At 37.3% G+C, this 21,798-nt stretch carries 17 protein-coding genes; 9 read left to right on the top strand and 8 right to left on the bottom strand.

All coding sequences use genetic code 11. The features are described 5' to 3' along the window. Positions 1-127 precede the first annotated feature (127 nt). The 3 genes from trpS to guaB all read right to left on the bottom strand — a co-directional run bounded on the left by trpS (position 128) and on the right by guaB (position 4,420). Positions 128-1,210 (bottom strand): tryptophan--tRNA ligase, encoded by a 1,083-nt coding sequence (gene trpS, locus IPK35_17775; protein ID MBK8055064.1) that lies wholly within the window; start codon positions 1,208-1,210, stop codon positions 128-130. A 112-nt stretch (positions 1,211-1,322) separates the two neighbouring features. Further along, positions 1,323-2,213 carry a hypothetical protein gene (locus IPK35_17770; GenBank protein MBK8055063.1) on the bottom strand — a complete coding sequence of 297 codons (891 nt, stop codon included), beginning with the start codon at positions 2,211-2,213 and terminating at the stop codon, positions 1,323-1,325. A 728-nt stretch (positions 2,214-2,941) separates the two neighbouring features. Continuing rightward, entirely contained in the window at positions 2,942-4,420 is a 1,479-nt protein-coding gene (gene guaB, locus IPK35_17765) for an IMP dehydrogenase (GenBank protein MBK8055062.1), read from the bottom strand. A gap of 134 nt (positions 4,421-4,554) precedes the next feature. Between guaB and IPK35_17760 the strand changes: the two genes are divergently transcribed. Then, the gene (locus IPK35_17760; protein ID MBK8055061.1) at positions 4,555-5,001 is read left to right on the top strand and encodes a nucleoside deaminase; all 447 of its coding nucleotides are present in this window, start codon (positions 4,555-4,557) and stop codon (positions 4,999-5,001) included. 6 nt (positions 5,002-5,007) lie between these two features. Here IPK35_17760 and IPK35_17755 read toward each other — a convergent pair whose 3' ends face one another. Further along, the gene (locus IPK35_17755; protein MBK8055060.1) at positions 5,008-7,806 is read right to left on the bottom strand and encodes a VCBS repeat-containing protein; all 2,799 of its coding nucleotides are present in this window, start codon (positions 7,804-7,806) and stop codon (positions 5,008-5,010) included. A gap of 192 nt (positions 7,807-7,998) precedes the next feature. Between IPK35_17755 and IPK35_17750 the strand changes: the two genes are divergently transcribed. Next, a complete protein-coding gene (locus IPK35_17750; GenBank protein MBK8055059.1) occupies positions 7,999-8,700 on the top strand; it encodes a hypothetical protein in 702 nt (233 codons plus the stop codon). A 719-nt stretch (positions 8,701-9,419) separates the two neighbouring features. Here IPK35_17750 and IPK35_17745 read toward each other — a convergent pair. The 4 genes from IPK35_17745 to IPK35_17730 are packed head-to-tail and all read right to left on the bottom strand — an operon-like array spanning position 9,420 to position 11,516. Continuing rightward, positions 9,420-10,544, bottom strand: coding sequence for a hypothetical protein (locus IPK35_17745; protein ID MBK8055058.1), 1,125 nt, complete (start codon positions 10,542-10,544; stop codon positions 9,420-9,422). After that, positions 10,525-10,749, bottom strand: coding sequence for a hypothetical protein (locus IPK35_17740; GenBank protein MBK8055057.1), 225 nt, complete (start codon positions 10,747-10,749; stop codon positions 10,525-10,527). Before IPK35_17740 ends, IPK35_17745 begins: the two co-directional genes overlap by 20 nt. A 41-nt stretch (positions 10,750-10,790) precedes the next feature. Further along, a complete protein-coding gene (locus IPK35_17735) occupies positions 10,791-11,042 on the bottom strand; it encodes a hypothetical protein (protein MBK8055056.1) in 252 nt (83 codons plus the stop codon). Positions 11,043-11,057: 15 nt separating this feature from the next. Next, a complete protein-coding gene (locus IPK35_17730; GenBank protein ID MBK8055055.1) occupies positions 11,058-11,516 on the bottom strand; it encodes an RNA polymerase sigma factor in 459 nt (152 codons plus the stop codon). 327 nt (positions 11,517-11,843) lie between these two features. Between IPK35_17730 and IPK35_17725 the strand changes: the two genes are divergently transcribed. From IPK35_17725 to alr, 7 genes are all read left to right on the top strand, one after another. Beyond that, positions 11,844-15,170 carry a glycosyl hydrolase gene (locus IPK35_17725; protein ID MBK8055054.1) on the top strand — a complete coding sequence of 1,109 codons (3,327 nt, stop codon included), beginning with the start codon at positions 11,844-11,846 and terminating at the stop codon, positions 15,168-15,170. 118 nt (positions 15,171-15,288) lie between these two features. Continuing rightward, complete coding sequence (locus IPK35_17720) at positions 15,289-15,585, top strand: PD-(D/E)XK nuclease family transposase (GenBank protein ID MBK8055053.1); 297 nt, start codon at positions 15,289-15,291, stop codon at positions 15,583-15,585. Between the two features lie 511 nt (positions 15,586-16,096). Continuing rightward, the gene (locus IPK35_17715; protein ID MBK8055052.1) at positions 16,097-17,092 is read left to right on the top strand and encodes a hypothetical protein; all 996 of its coding nucleotides are present in this window, start codon (positions 16,097-16,099) and stop codon (positions 17,090-17,092) included. Between the two features lie 244 nt (positions 17,093-17,336). Then, the gene (locus IPK35_17710; protein MBK8055051.1) at positions 17,337-17,855 is read left to right on the top strand and encodes a PD-(D/E)XK nuclease family transposase; all 519 of its coding nucleotides are present in this window, start codon (positions 17,337-17,339) and stop codon (positions 17,853-17,855) included. 170 nt (positions 17,856-18,025) lie between these two features. Beyond that, positions 18,026-19,291 (top strand): phosphoribosylamine--glycine ligase, encoded by a 1,266-nt coding sequence (gene purD / locus IPK35_17705; protein MBK8055050.1) that lies wholly within the window; start codon positions 18,026-18,028, stop codon positions 19,289-19,291. An 11-nt stretch (positions 19,292-19,302) separates the two neighbouring features. Continuing rightward, on the top strand, positions 19,303-19,986 hold the full coding sequence (locus IPK35_17700) for a hypothetical protein (protein MBK8055049.1): 684 nt from the start codon (positions 19,303-19,305) through the stop codon (positions 19,984-19,986). A gap of 89 nt (positions 19,987-20,075) precedes the next feature. Continuing rightward, positions 20,076-21,779, top strand: a complete 1,704-nt coding sequence (alr, locus tag IPK35_17695; GenBank protein ID MBK8055048.1) for an alanine racemase — start codon at positions 20,076-20,078, stop codon at positions 21,777-21,779. Positions 21,780-21,798 lie beyond the last annotated feature (19 nt).

Here is a 21,798-nt window from a genome sequence, read left to right as displayed (position 1 = left end):
AAAAATTTCAAAAATATCTGATTCCCTAGGATTTTTAACACAAATTTAGGGAAAGGAGGATAAACCCCTTACCTTTTGATACTAAAAGTAATATAGTTAAAATTATATTTCGGGCAATGAGCGAAGATTACACATTGAGGAGACCTACTAATTCTTTAACTTCTTTCATAGTCTGCTGTGCCACTTTTCTGACTTCAGATGATGACTGTTTGATCTGATCTTTGAGGTGTTTTTTATCTGCGTTCAATTCTTTCTTCTTTTCAGTAAACGGTATTAATAAATGTACTAAAGCATCAGCAGTTGTTTGTTTAAGGTCTACATATTTTAAAGTGCCGGAGTTGTATTCATTCATAAGTTGATCATGCTCAGAGCTCCATCCACTTGCTTTTATAAGTTCGAACAAATTTTGAACACCCAATGACATATTATTTTCTTCAAGGTTTGTTCGGTTTTTTTCTTGTTCTTCTCTCTCAATATTTGATCTCATTAATTCTGCATTGGGGTTATTCCATGGATTTAAAGTAATAATTGTATCTGTAACTGCCGATTTGATTTGTCTTCTTATAGTGGCTTCATCAGCAAATACATTGATATAGTGTTTTTCTCCTGCTGACTTACTCATTTTTTTGGTTGGATCAGCAGTAGATCTTATTTTGGGGGTTTCTGTATAGAGTGGTTCCGGTAGCACAAAATATTCTTTCCCCACCTGAGTGTTAAATCTCTGAGCGATGTCTCTTGCCAATTCGAGGTGCTGTTCCTGATCTTTGCCGACAGGTACATAGTCAGCTTTATATATAAGAATGTCAGCTGTTTGCAGCACAGGATAGTCGAGTAATCCTACAGAGATAAAACTTTCTTTTGTGGTTTCATTGACCTGAACACTTTTATCCTTAAACTGTGTCATTCTGGTCAGTTGCCCATAAGAGCAAAAACAATTGAATATCCAACCTAATTCTGTATGTTCAGGGACAAGAGACTGAATAAAAAGATTTTCGGGTTTGACTCCTACTGCTACCAGGTTTGTGATCAGATCCCAGGTATTGGTCCTAAGTTTGGAGACCTGATATGGCATCGTCATGGCGTGATAATCCACAACACCGTAAAAGCACTTATATTTTTCCTGAAGGTCTACCCAGTTTTTGACTGCACCAAAATAGTTGCCGAGGTGCATATCTCCGGTTGGTTGTATGGCAGATAGGACTGTTTTCATTACTACAAGATTGTGTTACTTTTTAAAAAGAGTGCAAAAGTAGTGAAAACAGTCCTATAAACTTTAACGTAATCTTAATTTCTAGAAATTAAGACCGTAAGGAGTAGTAAAATCAACCCTTTCTACCTTTTTTTACAGTCGTTCTTTGGGCTTTGACCTGGCCCTTTTGCCCTCTGACGGTGGTGGTCTTTTTTGTTACAGAATTACCTCTGGGTCCGGTTACTTTGGTTTTAGTTCTGTTGACTTTATAATTAGCATGGGCACCTGCATGCCTTGTCCGCACTGTAGTAGATGTCACCCTTGCAGGTCTGTACACATTATGAGCTCTGACCACTCTGTGGGTACTGACTATCCTAACAGTAGGTCTGTAATGACGAACTCTGAAAGGGTGCCAAACTGACCATGAGAATGGCCTCCAAGGACTCCACCAAGTCGGATATGATCTCCATCTCCAAGGTGAGATCCAAGGCCTGTATGCAGGAGCATAAATATATCTTACCGTAGACCAGCCCCACACATTGACAACTACATAGGCATCTTCATTTTCATACATAGGTCCTTTGCCGCCATCATCTTCGTCGATGTCTGTACCATCGGATGGTTCGACTATGATTTCTTCACCGAATATATCTTCATCACCTATGATCTGAAGGATAGCTTCATCTTTGGAAGTTTTTTCTATTTCTATTACTGCAATATCCTGATTTTCAGTTTCGGAGACTGGAACTTGTAAAATGAGAAGATGCGCCTCTTTGTCCACCTTGGAGATGACTCTGATATAATCAATGTCGCCATCTCCATTGAGGTCAAGGTTATTGACGTGATTCTTTTCAGAATTCAGTTGTTTTTCAAAGTCTTCAGGTGAAGAAGCATTTTTGAAAAGCTCAAGAGCGCCTTCCAGACTGAAATTGTCACCTGGTAATCCTGTTTCACTTTCTTCACTTTGTGCAATGATATTAAAATTTAAAATAAAGGCAATTAGAAGCAGAAAATAATTTTTCATGATGATTTTGATTTTTAAAGGTTAAATAAAAGTTCTGATTTGACAATACAAATTAATAAAGGTTTATTTACATTTTTGTACTCGTAGATGCGGATTTATTTTAGAACTTTATTTCAGCGACTTTAAGAGTATGTTTAAATTTTGTTTTTGGATAATAAAATGGAGTTATTTTGAGCGAAAAGAGGCAAATTTTGCAGTCGAATGTGGGCAATTCGACGAAAAATTTAACGAATTTGCAGCCAAAATAAAACATTTTATTGCTAAAGGATAAATTTTAAACATACTCTAAATTTGTTTTATTTCACAGTCATCACAGCCATATAGAGAACCCCATAAAAATGCGAAGAGCCCAGGTAACTAACTTACGAGGGCTCTTTCGACTAAGGTCTCAAAATAAGAAAACTACTTCTTACAGGTGAATCACCTTTTATTTTTGATACAGTACAAGATTACTGCATTACCTATTGTCAAATTTAAAACCCAAAGATAGTATTAAAGCACCACGGGTAAGATAACTTAATTACTGCCTTTGGATACTGCAAATGTACGTACTGATATCATAACTTGCAACTCTACAGTAAACGAAAAACCAACATATTTAGTTTCTTAATATTCGTATTTTTTTAATATTTTCATTAAATTTTTGTAATCCAGTATTCAATAGATTACTTAAAGGTTTAATGTTTTGTAAAAAAAAAAATATTTTTTTTAATACCCGAGTGGGAGCATTAGCCTTTTTTGCTATAATTCGGTGATTCTTTGGTGATTGTAATGTTATGCGGATGACTTTCCAAAATACCTGAACCGGAAATTCTGACCATCTTAGCTTTCTGCATTGAAGCGATATTGGGTGCTCCACAATAACCCATGCCTGCACGTAGCCCTCCGAGGTATTGGACCATAACTTCTGAAACAGATCCTTTGAAGGGAACTCTGCCTTCTATGCCTTCAGGCACCAATTTTTTTACATCATCTTCTACATCCTGAAAGTACCTGTCTTTACTACCGAGCTCCATGGCACCTATGGATCCCATACCACGATATACTTTAAATTTTCTTCCTTCAAACAAAATGGTTTCTCCGGGTGCTTCTTCAGTTCCTGCAAAAAGGGATCCTGCCATGATGGTGCTGGCCCCAGCAGCCAGTGCTTTAGCAATATCTCCAGTATATCTTATACCTCCATCACCGATGATAGGTATGCCTGTACCTACCAGCCCTTTTGCTGCATTCATTATAGCAAACAGCTGGGGAACTCCAACACCTGCAACAATCCTTGTCGTACATATACTACCAGGACCAACACCTACCTTCACACCATTGACGCCGGCATCAACCAAAGCTTTTGCACCTTCTGCAGTAGCTACATTACCACCTACAATTTGTAGATTTTTATGTTTTTTTCTTACTGATGCTATAGCATCCAATACTCCCTTTGAATGTCCGTGAGCTGTATCAATACAGATCACATCCACCCCTACATGTACTAAAGCATCTACACGTTCGAAAAGATCTTTTGAAACACCTACAGCAGCACCTACATACAATCTTCCGTGTGTGTCTTTGGCAGAATTTGGAAAATTTTCAAGTTTCATGATGTCTTTGTAAGTGATCAGGCCTATGAGAGTATTGTTTTCATCAACGACCGGTAGTTTTTCTATTTTATATTTTTGAAGTATTTCCTTTGCTTGTCCGAGTGTAGTTCCTTTTGGTGCGGTGATCAAACGATCCTTGGTCATGATTTCTGTGACACTACGATCGGCTTCTGTTTCAAATCTAAGGTCTCTGTTAGTCAGTATCCCTATGAGTTTATTTTGATTATCGATTACTGGGATTCCACCGATTTTATTGATAAACATGAGGTGATGAGCGTCCTTTACTTTGGCATCTTGTGTGAGCGTTACAGGATCGAGGATCATACCGCTTTCAGATCTTTTGACAGACCTAACTTGGTTGGCCTGAGCTTCTATAGTCATATTTTTATGAATGATGCCAAGTCCGCCCTCTCTTGCCATAGCAATAGCCAGTTTATACTCTGTCACTGTATCCATCGCTGCCGAGACTATGGGTGCTTTGATCCTGAGATCTGTGGTAAATTGGGTAGAGATGTCTACTTCTCTGGGAAGAACTTCTGAGTAGGAGGGTATGAGCAGCACATCATCAAATGTCAGTGCTTCTTCAATCTGGTGAATTGTATTTAAGTATTCCATGCGCAAAAGTAGAAAGATATCGTTTGAGGACAAAAACTTTGCCTGAATATTTACTCCAAATATTATATTTTTCTGTTTTCTCTATCTTTTCAATTTAAAATATATTTCTTTTGCGTGCAAAACTGAAAGAAAACATGTTGACTGTTTACACAGATGAATACTATATGCTTCAGGCCATTAAAGAGGCTGAGAAAGCTCGTGATACAGGCGAGGTGCCGGTAGGAGCAGTAATAGTTTCTCACAATCAAATCATAGCCAGAGCACACAATCAAACTCAACTGCTGAATGATGTCACTGCTCACGCAGAAATTTTGGCAATCACTACGGCATCAGCTTATTTAGGCAGTAAATATCTGAAAGACTGTACATTATTTGTGACACTTGAGCCTTGTATCATGTGTTCAGGAGCCTTGTTTTGGTCTCAGATCGATAGAATTGTGTATGGTGCAAGCGATGAAAAGAGAGGGTTTATGCGCTACGGAAAAGAATTATTACATCCGACTACAAAACTGGAATATGGTATCAGGCATGAAGAGTGTGAAGCCCTCATGACAACTTTTTTTAAATCAAAAAGGCGATGAGGGATATTATATTTTTACAAATTTTTGAGTAATCACCCTGTTATCCGAATATGCACTGATGAAGTAAATGCCAGGTGCAAAATTACTAATATCTATGGAAGACTCTTTTAACGGATAAGATTTGATGATTTTTCCGCTTATATCCTGAATATTGATTTTCTCTATTTTGCTTTTTTCAGGAAAAATGATGGTGATATTATCAAACGCAGGAGAAGGCGATATTTTAAATGTGGATTTTCTATCTGAATCTTCACTTGTGGAAGTAGATTTATCGACATAAGCGATGACTTCTTTTAATTCACTTTGACATACCACATGATCATAATGCACTTCCCAGTCATAGAAATAGTAGTAATAAATAGCACCAAAAGTGGAAGCATTAATTGTGAGTACATTATCAATAAGATATGGGTATTGGGTATTGTTAAATGTTCGTACCAATCTGGGAGATTTGTATCCTAGCTCCTTCATGTTGAAGTCTTCATCGGTGTACATTTTATATTGGATGCCTGGTTGTAAAGTTGCATCAAGCTGAATTCTGGAAGTACCGACATCAATCAGTATATCTTTTGAAAACAGTATATTTCCATCTTTATGCGCAATAATGATTCTTCGTTTTCCTTTGGTATCAGAATTGACAAGTACTGATTTGATAATGCAAGACCTTTCGACGTTAAAGACTAAGCCACCAGCAAGAGTATTGGCGCCATACAAATCTGCAACAGGAAAGGCGGAAGCTCCCACTTTTTTGGTTTTGAGATCGATGACTTCACTAGCCTGAGCAAAATATTTGGTGGTAGAATCCAGAGGTATAGTCTTATATAAGGGACCGGTAAATACAGGATTTATTAAATCAGGATATTCAAACCATTGGGTCATCGGCAAATTGGATTTTAAAGTTGCTGTACTTCCCTTTTTGATAGAGTCGCCTTTGAGAGACCAATCAAATTCAACCATTTTTATGTTGATGGTATCAGTTAAAGTTGTATTGCAATAATCCGTGGATGCAAGTGTCAATGTCTGGTATTTATTGATCAGCATACTTTGATCAGTACTTCCATTGCTCCATTGGTATTTGTCAGCTTTTACAGATGCGATTTCTACTGATGTTCCTTTACAAATTTTTACTTCACGTACATCATTGATCAGTTTGGTACCTGGTGAGAAGCATCCTGATATTACATTTATAGGCTTAGAAATGGTGGTACATCCTTTAGAATCTGTCATTTTGACAAAATACTTTGCAGGAATGTTGGTTTCAATTCTGGAAGTGGTGCTCCCGTTATTCCATAAGTAGGAAGTATAGCCTGTCGGCGCGACCAAAGAAACAGCGTTTCCTTTCCATATTATCTCATCATTATAGACAGGAAGATGTGGAGTGATGCATTTCCCCTCCTGAATGAAGTAAGTATTGCCAGCTTTTAGTTGAGTGAAAGTCTCCGTGATCCCGGATGGCCATCGGACCCGCACACTATCTATCTTATCCGAAGTACCTAAACCAAAAATTTGCTGGAAGGAGTTAAATATGCCATAACTTTCGCCACCTTTGACATATCTGATTTGTACTCCTTTAGGTGTAAAAAGAGAGATATGAGCGGCAACAGATGATCTGTTGGATTTGTTACCTTCCAGATTTAATTTTATAAAATGGTTTTGGTTTGGTGTGTTCAACCAAAGCTCGTCATCTTTGAGACCAGGCAGATTGATTGGTTCATTGATATGTGCATAAATATCGGGAAAACCGTCATCATTAAGATCACCAGCAGTCAGTGACCTTGGCAGATTCGGCCCTAAAACATCTCTCAGGATTTTAAATGTCATATTGCCCTGATTGTGAAAGATGATGGCACCATCTACACCAGCAGTGACGATATCCAGAAAACCGTCATTGTCCAGATCAATCATGATAGCCTGAAAACCAAAGGAAGAGATAGCAGGACCCTTGGTTACCGGAACAAATTTCTGGTTACCCACATTTTCCAGAAGTATGTGAGGTGCATAGTGGTTGACTACAAAGGCATCCTGATCTCCATCATTGTCCAGATCTCCAAAAGCCGTAACCCATGATTGTTCGCCGCTGTTTAATCCAAATTCTGCTCCTTTTTCTTCAAAGAAACCGTTACCCCTATTGATGTATAATCTGTTGATCCTGCGCGGATCATCAGCTCTGGTAATATAAGCCCTGCATTTGGAAATGGACAGATCTGGTAGAAAATCGCCGTTAACATCTGTCCAGACACTACCATAATTTCCTGATCCATCTGTGGTGTCACCTTTCATGAAGTCAATGACCGGTGTCAAAATAAGGTTTCCATTTTTGTCATTTAGATAGATTCGACTTGGACCATCATCATTGGTCAGGAAATAGTCAAGCCATCCATCATTATTGATATCTATGGTGTTGGACCCTTGAGCATAAATGCCCGATTGGAAGGCTTTTTTTGTGATTTTGTTATTTATAAAAGAACTCACATTGATCAGGCTATATTCGCCACTTGTGATGATTTCGGGTGTACCATCATTATTGAGATCACCGGCGGCAAGGGTGATTTCGCTGTTTTGAGCTAATCTTAAGGAATCAGTCAACTTGATACCAAAATGCCGGCCACTACTGATGAATGATTTTAACCAGATACCACGATCTAAAATGGCTATATCATCCACAAGATCGCCATCAAGGTCAAGGATACCTCCGGGTATTACGCTTCTGCTGGGAAGTGATTTTTTGTAGAGCCTTGTTTTGTTTTCGAAGACCGGCTGAGTATATGATACCTTAATGATAAATACTGAAAATAACAATACCAATATTATATCAATAAAAATATATAAATATCCTTTAATCATAATGTTATAAAAGTGTAAAATTAATTACTCAGAATTATCTTTTTACTTTTTTCTAAAAAAAATCATTGATAATTATAATATTATTTAGATAAATTTTGATTCCGTTTATTTTTTTTTACCTTTGATTGAATTATTTATAAAATTCCAACCAACATGAAAACATCAATTTTATATCTAAGTAATATTATTTTTGCTGTACTTTATTTTTCAAGCTGTGCTTCACTCACCGGATATCAGGACGGCAGATCGGTAGGCGAAGGCAATGGGGAAGCCATGATTTCACTCAATTTTTCGCAATCACCGACATTTTCTGATCTTGAAGAGTTGGATGAAATTGAGGAAATTCCGAGATTCGCTTTCCCGAATATCGAACTTGCAGGCAAGTATGGTGCTACTGAGAAACTGGATGTAACCTTGCGCATGAACACCAATCTCAACTTAGGGGTTGGCGCAAAATATCAGTTGATTGGTGACAGGTCGTCTGAATTCGCATTGGGCCTTGGGGCAGAAGCAGGTACTTTCGGATTGATCACTGGACTTTGGAATGTGCAGTTACCTTTATATACCAGTTTCCACCCTACAGAAAAATTTTCAATCTATGCAAGTCCAAGATTTATATATCAGTTCACGACAATAGGTGGTACGGAAGGTTGGAACTATCTTGGTGGAAATTTTGGATTTCTCTTTGGATCGCGGCATAAGTTTGGCCTGGATATAGGATATTATCAGGTCGGTGCTACAGGAGTTGACAATATAGGGCTGGTATCGGTAGGTATAGGCGGTAAGTTTGCTTTTGGAAGTAATAATGGTAGTAGTAATGCATCTTCTGGCAAAACAAAAAAGAAGAAAAGGTAGTTTAAGATAATGAGATGATTCTTTTTTTACATTTTTTATATAAGAATTTCACCATTTAGTAGGTAAAAACCACTAATTACTGGTCGCACGATACATTTTAGTATAAATCATAATATATTTTTAGAAAATCATTTTAAATTTGTCATTTATTAACCAAAAAATTAAAAGAAAATGAAAAAAGGAATTTTTACGGCATTTGTTGCCTTTTTTATGATGGCTTCTACTGTTCAGGCTCAGGATTACAAATCTGCGATTGGAGCAAAGCTCGGTTATGGTTTGATTGGTTATTAGACATTTTTGGAGGTATCAGATGGGGCGGTATTGCAGCCGGGGCTTATTACTTAAAGCACAAACCTATAACTTCTGTTGAAAGACTTACATGGTATTGGGGCTTTGGTGGTTCTTTCACCACTTGGGATTATGGTGTTGCTGGTTTAGATAATTATTATGAAGTTGGTGTTTCAGGTGTTTTAGGTCTTGATTATACATTTGACAACATTCCTCTTAATGTAAGTGTTGACTGGGCACCAACTTTTGTACTATTAGATTCCTGGGATTACACAGGTTCTTACAATAGATTCAGAGGCGGTTATGGTGCACTTACAGCTAGGTACATATTGAAAAGATAAAATACAGATTTTATATTCAATTATATTATTAAAAATTTGTTAAGTAAAAAAGGGGCAATTAAGCCCCTTTTTTTCTGCTTACAATGATTTCTACCGGATGATCACATCACCATAACTGGATTTTATTTTAATATCTGCTGACGCTTTTTCACTGATTTTAAATCCTTTGATTTCTCTGGTGGAGCCATCTTTTACATTGTGTCTTGAAATAAAATCACTTCCAAGGTCTGCATCAAAATACTTGCCGCTGATGTCAATTTTTGCAGGAACTGTACCATAAATTTTGACAGGTGCATAACTGGTATTTACAGTAATACTTTTTACTGTTGTTTTGAGGTTTTCTATTTTGAGACTTCCATAACTGATATCTGCGGTCATAGTAGTGCTTAGAGATGAGATATCCACACCAGTATATTTGGTATTGATGGTGGCAGTGTTGACTGACTGTATCTGTACATCATCGTAAGCCCCTGTGAGTGTGATGGTGCCTATACTGCCCAGTTTGTATCCATCATATTTGCTGCTTGCCGTCAGTGTGGATGCATTATCCAGGTTGACTTTGCTATATTTTGTGGTCAAAATCACTACAGCAGCAGCAGTGCCTCTGTAGTCTGAATAAGCGAGTGTTCCGCTGAGGTTCCTGACTATACCCACTGTAGCTTTGCCGTAAGAAATATCCATGAGCAGGTCATTGCTGATATCTCTTGCCTGAAGATTCCCGTACTTAAGGTTGATGCTTGTCTTACCTTTCAGATCCGGAAGATATATATTACCATATTTGTTTTCTATGATGGATGACATTCCTGATGGCATATAAACTTCATAATTTATTTCCATTTTGGTGTTATTTCCAAAATCGGTCCATCCACTCCACCATGACTTTTCTTTATTTCCTATTTCTGTGACACCAGTGATATTATTGCCGTTTTTGGCCAGATTGATGGAAATTTGTTCCATTTTTTCTTCTGCCTTGCTTTTGGATGATGCTTTGATGATAACGGTTACGTCCATTTTTACAGCGGATTTATCCCATGTTTTTACATCTATCTTGCCATATCTATTGCTGAGTTCCAATAGAGTAGCTTTATCTGCGGTAAACTCTTTTGAGTATGCTTTTTTGAGTTCAAAATCCAGCCCAGCCCCAGTGAGGGGAACTAATTGAGTGGATAAAAAAACAAGAGATAGCATCCATGACTTAAAGTGTGAGGTCTTCATTTTTTATTTGGTTTTGTTTGTTTAAAATATTTTCCAGAATTTCGGTTTTTGTTTTTTGATTTTTTATCATGGCCTGAATAATGATATCACTATTGGCATAACCAGACCTGATGATTTCGGCTTTTAGTTGAGCGTATATTTCATCGAGTTGTTTCAGGTCGTTGACGACATTTGTTTTAGATTCAGGATCTTTGATTTCATTCAACTTAAGATTGACCTGAGTCTGGTAATAAGTTTCAGTATCTTTCAGTTGTTGAAAATCTGAATTTCTGGCGTAATCCAGTTGGGTATGACTTTTTTGATATTCAAACCTATCAGTACTCCACAACACATCACAAAAACAGCAACAGCTGCCGCCATCCATGGCTTTATGGTTATGATTTTATGTTTTTCACTTCGACTCATCTCACTCTCAATACTCAGCCAAATACTTCTGTCAGGAGTGTGGTCATCAAATTCTGTTTTATGCTCTTTGATATATTTTTCTAGTTGATTCATTTTTACTTTACTTTATTACTGGAAAATTTTTTCAATACTTCCATTTGATTTTAATATTTCATATATTTTACCCCTTGCTCTGCTGTATTGAGATTTTGAGGTAGATTCATTAATGTCCAGAATTTCTGCAATCTCACTATGGTCATATCCTTCCATTGCATACAGACAAAACACGGACCTGTATCCGTCAGGTAGCTGACCGATGGCATTTTTTATGAGAGAAACATCGTATTCGACACTTTCTTCGTTGGAGTCATCGGTAATGTCAGGTAGCTGTTCTGACAACAGAAGAAGTTGTTTTTTAGATCGGATATGATTGATACAGTGATTGACGACGATTCTCTTTATCCAGGCACCTGGTGTAGATTCATATCTGAACATCTTTAATTTTGTAAAAATATCCACAAATGCGTTTTGTAAAATATCCTCAGCCTCATTAACATCATTGATCATACGCACACAGATGTTGAACATCGCTTTACTGTATGTTTTATATAATCGGTATTGTGCATCCCGTTTTCCGGCTATACAGCCATCTATTACTATTTTATCTTCTGCCAGAATGACCACTTGGTTTTTTAATTATTGTTGGATAAGGGTTTATTGTTTTGATACATCTTTTATCTATTGAGAAGGACAGTAAAATTTATTTTGGGTTGCATTTGAAGAGGAAATTTTAATAAAATGTGTCAAAAATAAAGATATTTGTTCTTAAATCTGAGATAGAATGAACATATAGCTAAATTCGACCTTTTATTTGAGTATTTATTTATTTCCACATCATTAAATCCATTTTTTAAAATGTCAAGAAGATTCATTCCATTTGTCGCCATTGCTTTAATGGTAACGTTTACTGCACCATTAAATAGTCAAAAATCAAAAACTCAGGAAAAAACTGAAAAAAGTGATAAATCTGAAAAGATTGAAAAAAAGGACAATCCTTACAATACATCTTTATTTGCCAACCTCCGATTCAGGTCTATAGGCCCAGCTGTGACATCAGGACGTGTATCAGATTTTGCAGTAAATCCCAAAAATCATAGTGAATATTATGTGGCAACTTCTTCCGGAGGTGTCTGGAAAACGACCAACCGAGGTATCACTTATCACCCTATTTTTGATGGAGAGGGTTCGTATTCGATCGGGTGTGTGTCCCTTGACCCCAATAACAGCAGTACCGTTTGGGTAGGATCAGGTGAAAACAATAATCAGCGCTCAGTGAGTTATGGAGATGGGGTGTACAAATCTATGGACGCAGGTAAAAGCTGGAAAAATATGGGTTTAAAAAATTCTGAGCACATTTCCCAGATCATAGTCGATCCCAAAGATCCCAATGTTGTTTATGTCGGGGCCTATGGGCCTGTGTGGAGTGAAGGAGGCGAAAGAGGTGTGTATAAGACCACAGATGGAGGCGCTACATGGACTTGCGTCAAATCAGTAAGTGCATACACAGGATGCAACGATCTTGTCATGGATCCAAGAGACAATAAAGTGTTGTATGCTGCATTTCACCAAAGAATGAGAAAGGTGTTTACATACATAGGAGGCGGACCAGAATCAGCCATATACAAATCCACAGATGCAGGCGCCACTTGGGCCAAGGTCGAAGGTGGTCTGCCGGGAGGAGATATAGGGAGAATAGGGCTTGATATCAGTCCTGTCAATCCTGATATGCTATATGCTGTAGTAGAAGCCAATGATAGTAAAGGTGGGATATACCGTACTACCAATAAAGGAGCAAGCTGGGAAAAAAGAAGCGGCACATTTACATCAGGTAATTACTATCAGGAAGTCACTTGTGACCCGCATGATGCTGATAAAATCTTCATTACGGATACATACTATAAAGTTTCTTATGATGGTGGAAAAACGGTATCTAATCTCGGAGAAATCAACAAACACATCGATAATCATGAAATATGGATCGACCCCAAAGACCCGAATCACTTGCTGGTAGGTTGTGACGGAGGAATTTATGAAACTTATGACCACGCCAAATCCTATGACTTCAAATCCAATCTTCCTGTAACCCAATTTTATAAAGTGGCAACGGATAATGAATATCCTTTTTATTCAGTGCACGGAGGAACACAGGACAATCTGAGCCTTGGAGGACCAAGCCGCACTACATCTGCCAATGGTATCGTCAATGCCGACTGGTACGTGACATCTCTGGGTGATGGGTTTGAGACACAGGAAGATCAAAGCAATCCGAATATCATCTATGCTCAAAGTCAGTACGGTGGTTTGGTCAGATATGACAGAAAAAGTGGAGAATACTTGCCCATAAAGCCAATAGAAGGAGAAAAAGATGAAGCATACAGATGGAACTGGGATGCGCCGTTGTTCATCAGTCAGTTTGACAACAAAAGATTGTATTTTGGGGCAAATAAGGTTTTCCGGACCGATGATCAGGGCAATAGCTGGAAAGTGATCAGTCCTGATCTGAGCAGACAGATAGACAGAAACAAAATCGAAGTCATGGGCAAGATATGGTCTGTAGATGCCATCGCCAAAAACGGAAGTACGGATATCTTCGGCCAGACCACAAGTATAGCTGAATCGAAGCTGGATGAAAATGTACTTTGGGTAGGCACCGACGACGGATTGATTCATCACACTGCTGACGGTGGTAAAAACTGGACAAAGTTTGACAACTTATCAGGCTTACCATCCATGAGTTATGTGCATCAGATTATTGCATCTCTTCATGATAAAAATACAGCCTATGTATGTTTTAATCATCATCGTTACGGAGATTTTAAACCATATGTGCTTAAAACCATGGACGGTGGAAAAACCTGGACGAATATAGCTTCGGATCTGCCAGTTCGAGGAAGTGTTTACTCAATAGCAGAAGACCATGTGGACAAGGATTTGCTCTTTGTGGGTACGGAGTTTGGGTGTTTTTTCAGCTCCTCCGGTGGTGCTAATTGGTTGAAATTAGGTAGTGGTCTTCCGACTATTGCGGTAAGAGATATTGAGATTCAAAGGAGAGAAAATGATCTGGTATTGGCTACATTTGGCAGAGGCTTTTATGTGCTGGATGATTACTCACCACTCAGACATATCAAAAAAGATGACTTGGCAAAAGAAGCTATTATTGCTCCCGTAAAAGATGCACTTATGTACATACCAAGGTTTCCGTTAGGCCTTAGAGACAAAGGGCATCTGGGAAGCAATTATTTTAATACTCCAAATCCTGAAATGGGAGCTGTTATTACTTATTATGTAAATGAAGAGACCAAAAAGCTGAAAGATATCAGAAAGGAACGGGAAAAAGCAGCGTATGAGAAAAAGGAAAAAGTGTACTATCCTACTATAGATAGCCTAAGACTGGAGGACACTCAGGAAGATCCTTATTTGTTGTTTACGATATCAGATGCTTCAGGAAATGTAGTCAGGCACATCAAAAGATCAGCAGGTAAAGGCTTGCAGCGATTTACATGGGATATGCGATACGCGCCAGCAAATCCTGTCACACAAAGGTACACACCAGCGCCGGATCAGTTATTTGGCGCAGCTCCTCAAGGGCACCTCGTCATGCCTGGTGAATATCAGGTCACACTTTCAAAATATCATGATGGTGTCCTGACAAAAATGGCCGGACCGACGTCTTTTAAAGCTACCTTGCTGAATCAATCCAGCCTTCCTGCCAAAAAAATGGGAGAAAATGTTGCATTTTATTCAAAAGTCAGCGATATGGTCAAACAACTCAGTGCAACAAGCAACTTGCTAGGTGACATCGAAACAAGGTTGAAAAATGCTGAAACCGCCATTCATGATATGCCCGCTCCATTGACAGATATGTTGCAAAAAATCAATGCTGTCAAAAAGGACATCATACCTGTAAAGCTCAAAATGTATGGTGATGACACCAGAGCCAGAAGAGAATTTGAAACAAAGCCTGCGATCAGTGACAGGGTTTATGGAGTAGTTTACAGCATCTGGAATAGTACATCAGACGTGCCTCAGACATTTAAAGATGCTTTTTCTATCGCAGAAAAACAATACAATGAGTTATATCCTGAAATTAAGGAATTACACTCTAAAACAGAAAAAATAGAAGCAGAACTCAATAGAAACAAAGCACCATATACTCCGGGCAGATGGCCGGATAAAAAGTAAGAAGAGTAGATAATAGTGGGGCAATTTTCATTGAAAGGCGAGGTGGTCATGAAAATACTGATAATTTAGTCTATGAATTTGTTGATTTTGTAAAAAATTTAAGGGCGCAATATTGGATATGAGGTATTTAGACCCAAAAAATGATTTGGTATTTAAGAAAGTATTTGGTAACCATGCCTATATACTGACCAGTTTTCTCAATGCTCTTTTGCCATTGAGTGATGATCAGCGTGTCGTATCTATCGAGTATCTACCTGCGGAATTGGTACCGGATATTCCCATTATCAAAAACTCCATAGTCGATGTTCGGTGTGTGGATAATTTTGGGAGACATTTTATTGTCGAGATGCAAATGTTATGGACAGACAGTTTCAAAAGTAGAGTATTATTTAAGATATTAACGCTAAGTTGCTGAATTACATTGATATACACAACATATTTTTCATTATTTATCGCTTTTTTAACAGAGCAACAGGTTAATTAATAGTTAGCAATCAATTTATAATAAAAACGCATAGAAAATTATTTTATAAAAATATCAAACAATAATTAACAATTATAAAAATATTTTGTAAATTTGTTTTAAAACTTCCAGGTGTGAATTATTTAGTTACGTTTATAATCTTCTTACTTGCAAATAATTTAATTTGCCAAGTACAATTTAGTGAACTTAAAGATTGGAACTCTGTAAAAAGGCAGGCAAAAACAGAAAACAAATTAATACATCTATTCGCGTTTTCAAATGATTGTCAGGAATGCGAGCAAGTTGGAGAATTTGCTATGAATAATTTTATGTTAACTGAAAAATTTAACACAAACTTTATCAATATAAAAGCAGAAAGAAAATCAGCACTTTTTGAAGAAATATTAAATAGTTATAAATCTTTTCAGTTAGGATATCACAGTATTTTTAATAGTGAAGGTTTTTGCTTAATACAATTTACCTTACAGCTACTGTGCCTGAAGAATATTTTAAATTTGCTAATCAAGGCATCGAAAATGCAAAATATTTAGAAACAATCATGAAAGCCAAATCAAAATATCTATCATCAGATACAAAAGAAGACCTATATGATTATATTATAAAATTGAGGAAAGTAGATAATTATCCCATTGATATCATGGATGATTATATCAAAAAACTTTCAAACGAGGAACTAAATAGCCAACAAACAATAATTTTCCTACAAGGACAAGGTTCGAATATTTATTCAAATACTTACAAATTTCTAAATACAATAGATCAAAGAATAAAAGATAGCCTTTGGTATTTATTAGAAAATAAAGAAAGGGCTAAAATAAATAATAGATTTAGGTTTATTTCTCATTCGTTAATACGTGAAAGCAAAGACGAGAATATGATGAAGAGATTGGTGGTTATTACAAAAAACCAATATAGTTATTCTACGGAAGGTATGAAGTATGCTGATAAAATGTTGATTGATTTTTATAAAGAGTGTAAAATGGATGAAAAATTTATCCAAACTCAGATTAACTTTTGTAATCAATATTTACTGAAGAACTCCATTGAAGATCTAAATAGAATTGACGAAGAACAAAGAAATATTGCATTTTCTAATAGATCTAAAGATGGTAAAATTAAATTTTCTCCACCATCTCAATTTATTGCTATGGATTTAAATAATGCGGCATATACCGTTTTTGAAAAAACTAATGATTTATATTACTTAAACCAAGCCTTGATATGGTCCAAAAAATCAATTGATATCATTGCAAAATCTAACTTAAGCATACAAAAAGAGATACCAGCGTTTTACGATACTTATGCGCAAATCCATCATAAAATTGGAAATGAGAAAGAAGCTTTATTTTATCAAAAAAAAGCATTTGAACTAAATAGCACATCAATGATGAAAAGCGAAAAAATCATTGAAAACTATAATAAGATGATCAAAGAATAATAATTAAAACACAATGTAGTTTAGTTAAGACATCTTTATGAAGTCTTTCCCTTATAAGGGAAAGATTTAGATAGGGTAAAAACAAAGAAAAATTCCTTATCTAAATAAAACATTATAATAAATCAAGCCTTTCTCTCTATCACGATCCGATCTTTGCCCTGGAGCTCCTGAATGATTTGTAAGTCTATCAAGCCAAAATTGGAAAAGGTTTATATTAGGACTGAAACCAGTCTATGCCTTAAGTTTGATCAATGAAATATTTGATTCAGAATCTGATAGCTTTTACCACCACTATAAGTTAGTCCATACAGAAGATAAAAGTAAAACTATCGATGGCTTACAGTTGGTATTTGTAGAAATTCCGAAGTTTAAACAAAAAAATATCTCAGAAAAGAAACTTACCGTTTTATGGATGCGTTATATGTCAGAAATAGAAAACGGTCAGGAAATGATAGATGAAGTATTGCTTAAAGAATTGCAATCCGTGCCAGAGATAGCCGATGCACTTGAACTAACCAAAGAAAGCGGTTATACCAAAGCTGAATTGGAAGCTTACGATAAGTATTGGGATAGTATCCGAACAGAGAAGACCCTCATCGCTGATGCGGAAGCAAAAGGTGAATTGAAAGGAAAAATCGAAGGAAAAATCGAAGTAATCCTTAATGGTTTTGAAAATAATTTATCAACACCTGTGTTAGCGACTATTACCAAAATAAGTGAGCAAGATGTAATAAGAATCCTTCAGGACAATAAAAAAATGTAATTGATAAACTCAAGGAGTTCACATTTTAAAACTATCGAAGAATCTAACATTACTGTTTAGCAAACTAAACCCCTGAAAATTAGCTTGAAAAAAGTAAATTTCCACATACGCTGTATATACATTGTCCAATTTTAAGCAGTACTTTTGTGCTGTTAAATAATGGTAAATTCATGAAAATTCTTATAGTAGGAAGTGGAGGAAGAGAACATGCTTTGGCATGGAAAATGGCACAAAGTCCATTGTGTAAACAATTGTATATAGCACCAGGAAATCCGGGTACAGGTACATGTGGGGAAAATGTGTCAATAGAGGTATCTGATATTGGAGGTCTCAGGCAATTCTGTATCGAAAAACGTATAGGGATGCTGGTGATAGGACCCGAAGCGCCACTGGTAGACGGGCTAACTGATGCTATAAGAACAGGTGAAACTAAAGATATACTCATCATTGGACCATCCGCTGCAGGTGCAATGCTCGAAGGCAGCAAAGCATTTGCTAAAAGGTTTATGCAGCAATACGGGATCCCTACTGCTGCCTATTATGAAGTAAATAGATCTTCCTTATATGAAGGGTTTTCCTTTTTGGAAAGTCTTCTTCCACCATATGTGTTGAAGGCTGATGGGCTAGCTGGCGGAAAAGGAGTCTTGATCTGTGATGATCTTACCTTGGCTAAAAATCAGCTTGCAGAATTGCTCAATGGTAAATTTGGAAAAGCATCAGAAAAAGTAGTCATCGAAGAGTTTTTGAGTGGTATTGAATTTTCTGTATTTGCTCTGACTGATGGTAAAGACTACATTCTCCTGCCGGAAGCCAAAGACTATAAGAGAGTGGGAGAGGGTGATACCGGCCTGAATACCGGCGGGATGGGTGCGGTCTCGCCTGTACCTTTTGTAGATGATGCCATGTGGAAAAAAGTTAAATCGCGGATCATAGAACCTACGATCAAAGGAATTGCGTCAGAAAAGATGGACTATACAGGCTTTGTATTTTTTGGTTTGATCAGTGTCAACGGTCAGCCAATGGTCATTGAGTACAATTGCAGAATGGGTGACCCGGAGACGGAGGTAGTCATACCAAGAATCAAAAGCGATCTGGTTGAAATTTTCATCAATGCAGCAAGCGGAAAATTGGCCGAAACAAAGATTGCTATCATAAAAGAATCCGCTGCTACGGTCATGATGGTATCTGGTGGCTATCCAGGTGAATTTGAAAAAGGTAAACTTATCTCTGGTATAAATGATATTGACAAGAGCATAGTTTTTCATGCAGGAACATCCATAAAATCCGGAGATTTAGTGACAAATGGCGGTAGAGTGCTGGCAGTCACTACCATTGATCCGGACTTCCGAAAAGCAGTCAAAATATCATTGCAAAGTGCTGATCATATCACATATGAGGATAAATACTATAGGAAAGATATCGGATTTGATTTATAATACTTTTGCAAATGAAAAGATATACAGCCAGAGAAATTGCTGAAATATTAGAAGTTTCTTCCATCTGGATTGCGCACCCTGAACTTGAAATTGAAACTATCACCACCGATACCCGCACTGTCAATACTCCCGATTCAGCTATTTTTTTTGCATTGTCCGGCAGTATCAATGATGGCCATGATTTTATACAAGAGGCAGTGTCAAAAGGCATAAAAAATATTGTTGTAAGCCAAGATACAGGACTTATTGATGCTGATATCAATTTTTATAAGGTTGATAATACACTTCTGGCCCTTCAGAAATTAGCAGCTTATCACAGGGCTTCATTTACGGATTTAGAAGTTTTGGCTATCACTGGAAGTAACGGAAAGACTACCATCAAGGAATGGTTGTCACAGCTTGTCCCGGACAGACAAGTAGTTAAAAGTCCCAAGAGTTATAACTCACAAACCGGAGTAGCGTTATCCTTGTGGCAGATCAGGGACAGCGACCAGTTAGGTATATTTGAAGCAGGCATTTCAAAAGTTGGGGAGATGGCAGCCCTGGAAAAAATGATAAAACCCAACATCGGTTTATTCACCATGATAGGTGACGCCCATGCTGAAGGTTTTGAAAATACAGATCAAAAACTTTTGAAAAACTGCTATTATTTAAAGACGCCAAAGCAATCATTTTTGAGGAAGACGATATCATAGTAAGTCTTGCCATTCGGGAGTGGTATGAGGATAAGGAGTTATATAGCTGGGGTTGGAGCGAACATTCTACCCTTTTTGTCATCAAGGATATGAAACAGACGCAGCATGGTACTGAAATAAAAATACATTACAATAATCAAATTCTGAAGTTCCAGCTTCCTTTTGTCGAGAAGGCATCTATTGACAATGCTTTACACTGTCTGGCAGCTTTATTCGTTGTAGGTGTATCGATTGAAGATACAAAAGCAGGTCTGCTCCATTTACACAATTTGCCTATGAGGTTGGAACTGAAAAATGGGATCAATGGAAGTATTTTGGTCAATGACACTTACAATGCAGATATACAATCCTTTAGAATGGCCATGGATTTTGTTGAGCAGCAAGCAGGTCTGAGAGAAAAAGTAGTAGTCATATCTGATTTTTTACAGACAGGGCTTACTCAGTCGGAATTAAATCAGGCACTGGCAGATATTATCAATAAACATAAGGTCAAATATGTCATAGGTATAGGAAATATTGTAGAGTATCTGAAAAATTTTCTCAATCCGGATGTCTCATTTAAGCATTTTAAAACAACCGAAAAACTTTTAGAAAAAGTTCATGAATTAGATCTTTCTCAAATGATGATCTTGCTAAAAGGTGCCAGGATATTCAAACTGGAAAAGATTGTCGATTTTCTTTCAGAAAAAATACATACCGCCACACTAGAAACCGATCTTCAAGCTTTGGGACACAACCTCAGGGTTTTTTCTCAATATATAAAAAAGGACACTAAAATCATTGCTGTCATCAAGGCTTCAGCCTACGGTAGCGGTAGTGAAGAGCTGGCCAAATTTCTCGAGCATAGAAAGGTGGCATATGTCGCCGTAGCATATATTGACGAAGGCATCCAATTGAGGAAGGCAGGTATAAAGTTGCCTGTCATCATCCTGAACCCTGATCGCAATAGCGTGAATGATATGGCAAACTATGATCTCGAACCGGAAGTGTACAGCAATGAACAGTTAAGAGAAATGATCGATTATTTAAAACTGACCAATAAATCAGCTTTTAAAATCCATATCAAGATAGATACAGGCATGCACAGAATGGGGTTTATGAGTGATGATATTCCCTTATTAACAGAGCAACTTAAAAATACCAGTTTGATAAAGGTGGCTTCGGTGTTCAGCCATCTCAGCAGCAGTGAGGATGCCGGAGATGATGCATTCACAGAGCATCAGGTAGCGCTTTTGACCAAACATTTTGATACCCTTACATCGGCACTGGGATATCAACCACTTAAACATATTCTCAATTCTGCTGGCATTGTCAGATTTCCGCAATACCATTTTGACATGGTAAGACTTGGATTGGGCTTATACGGTATCGATAGTACAGGCATTTTGAATGAACAACTTGAGAAAGTACACACCTTAAAAGCAAATGTGATACAAGTAAAGGATGTAAGTAGGGATGCCTTCATAGGATACAATAGAAGAGGTCAGGTATCAAAGTCGGGCAAAATAGCTGTCATTAACATAGGATATGCCGACGGTCTGCTCAGAAATGCCGGTAACGGTCGATATAGTGTCAACATCCACGGAGCCGATTTTCCTATCATAGGTAATGTATGTATGGATTTGACAATCATTGACTTAGGCAGCGGAGCTGATGTAAATGTCGGGGATGAAGCAGTGGTCTTTGGTAAAGACAAACCTGTCGAAAGCCTGGCAACAACTTGTGGCACGATACCCTATGAGATATTGAGCAGAATTTCCACCAGGATCAAGCGGTTATATATTCAGGGTTAATAAAAAAAGCCTGATTGAA

Source organism: Saprospiraceae bacterium (assembly GCA_016713025.1).
Classification (GTDB): Bacteria; Bacteroidota; Bacteroidia; order Chitinophagales; family Saprospiraceae; genus OLB9.
The sequence above is the reverse complement of the archived record's forward strand: the minus strand, read 5'-3'. Positions and strand labels throughout refer to the sequence as shown.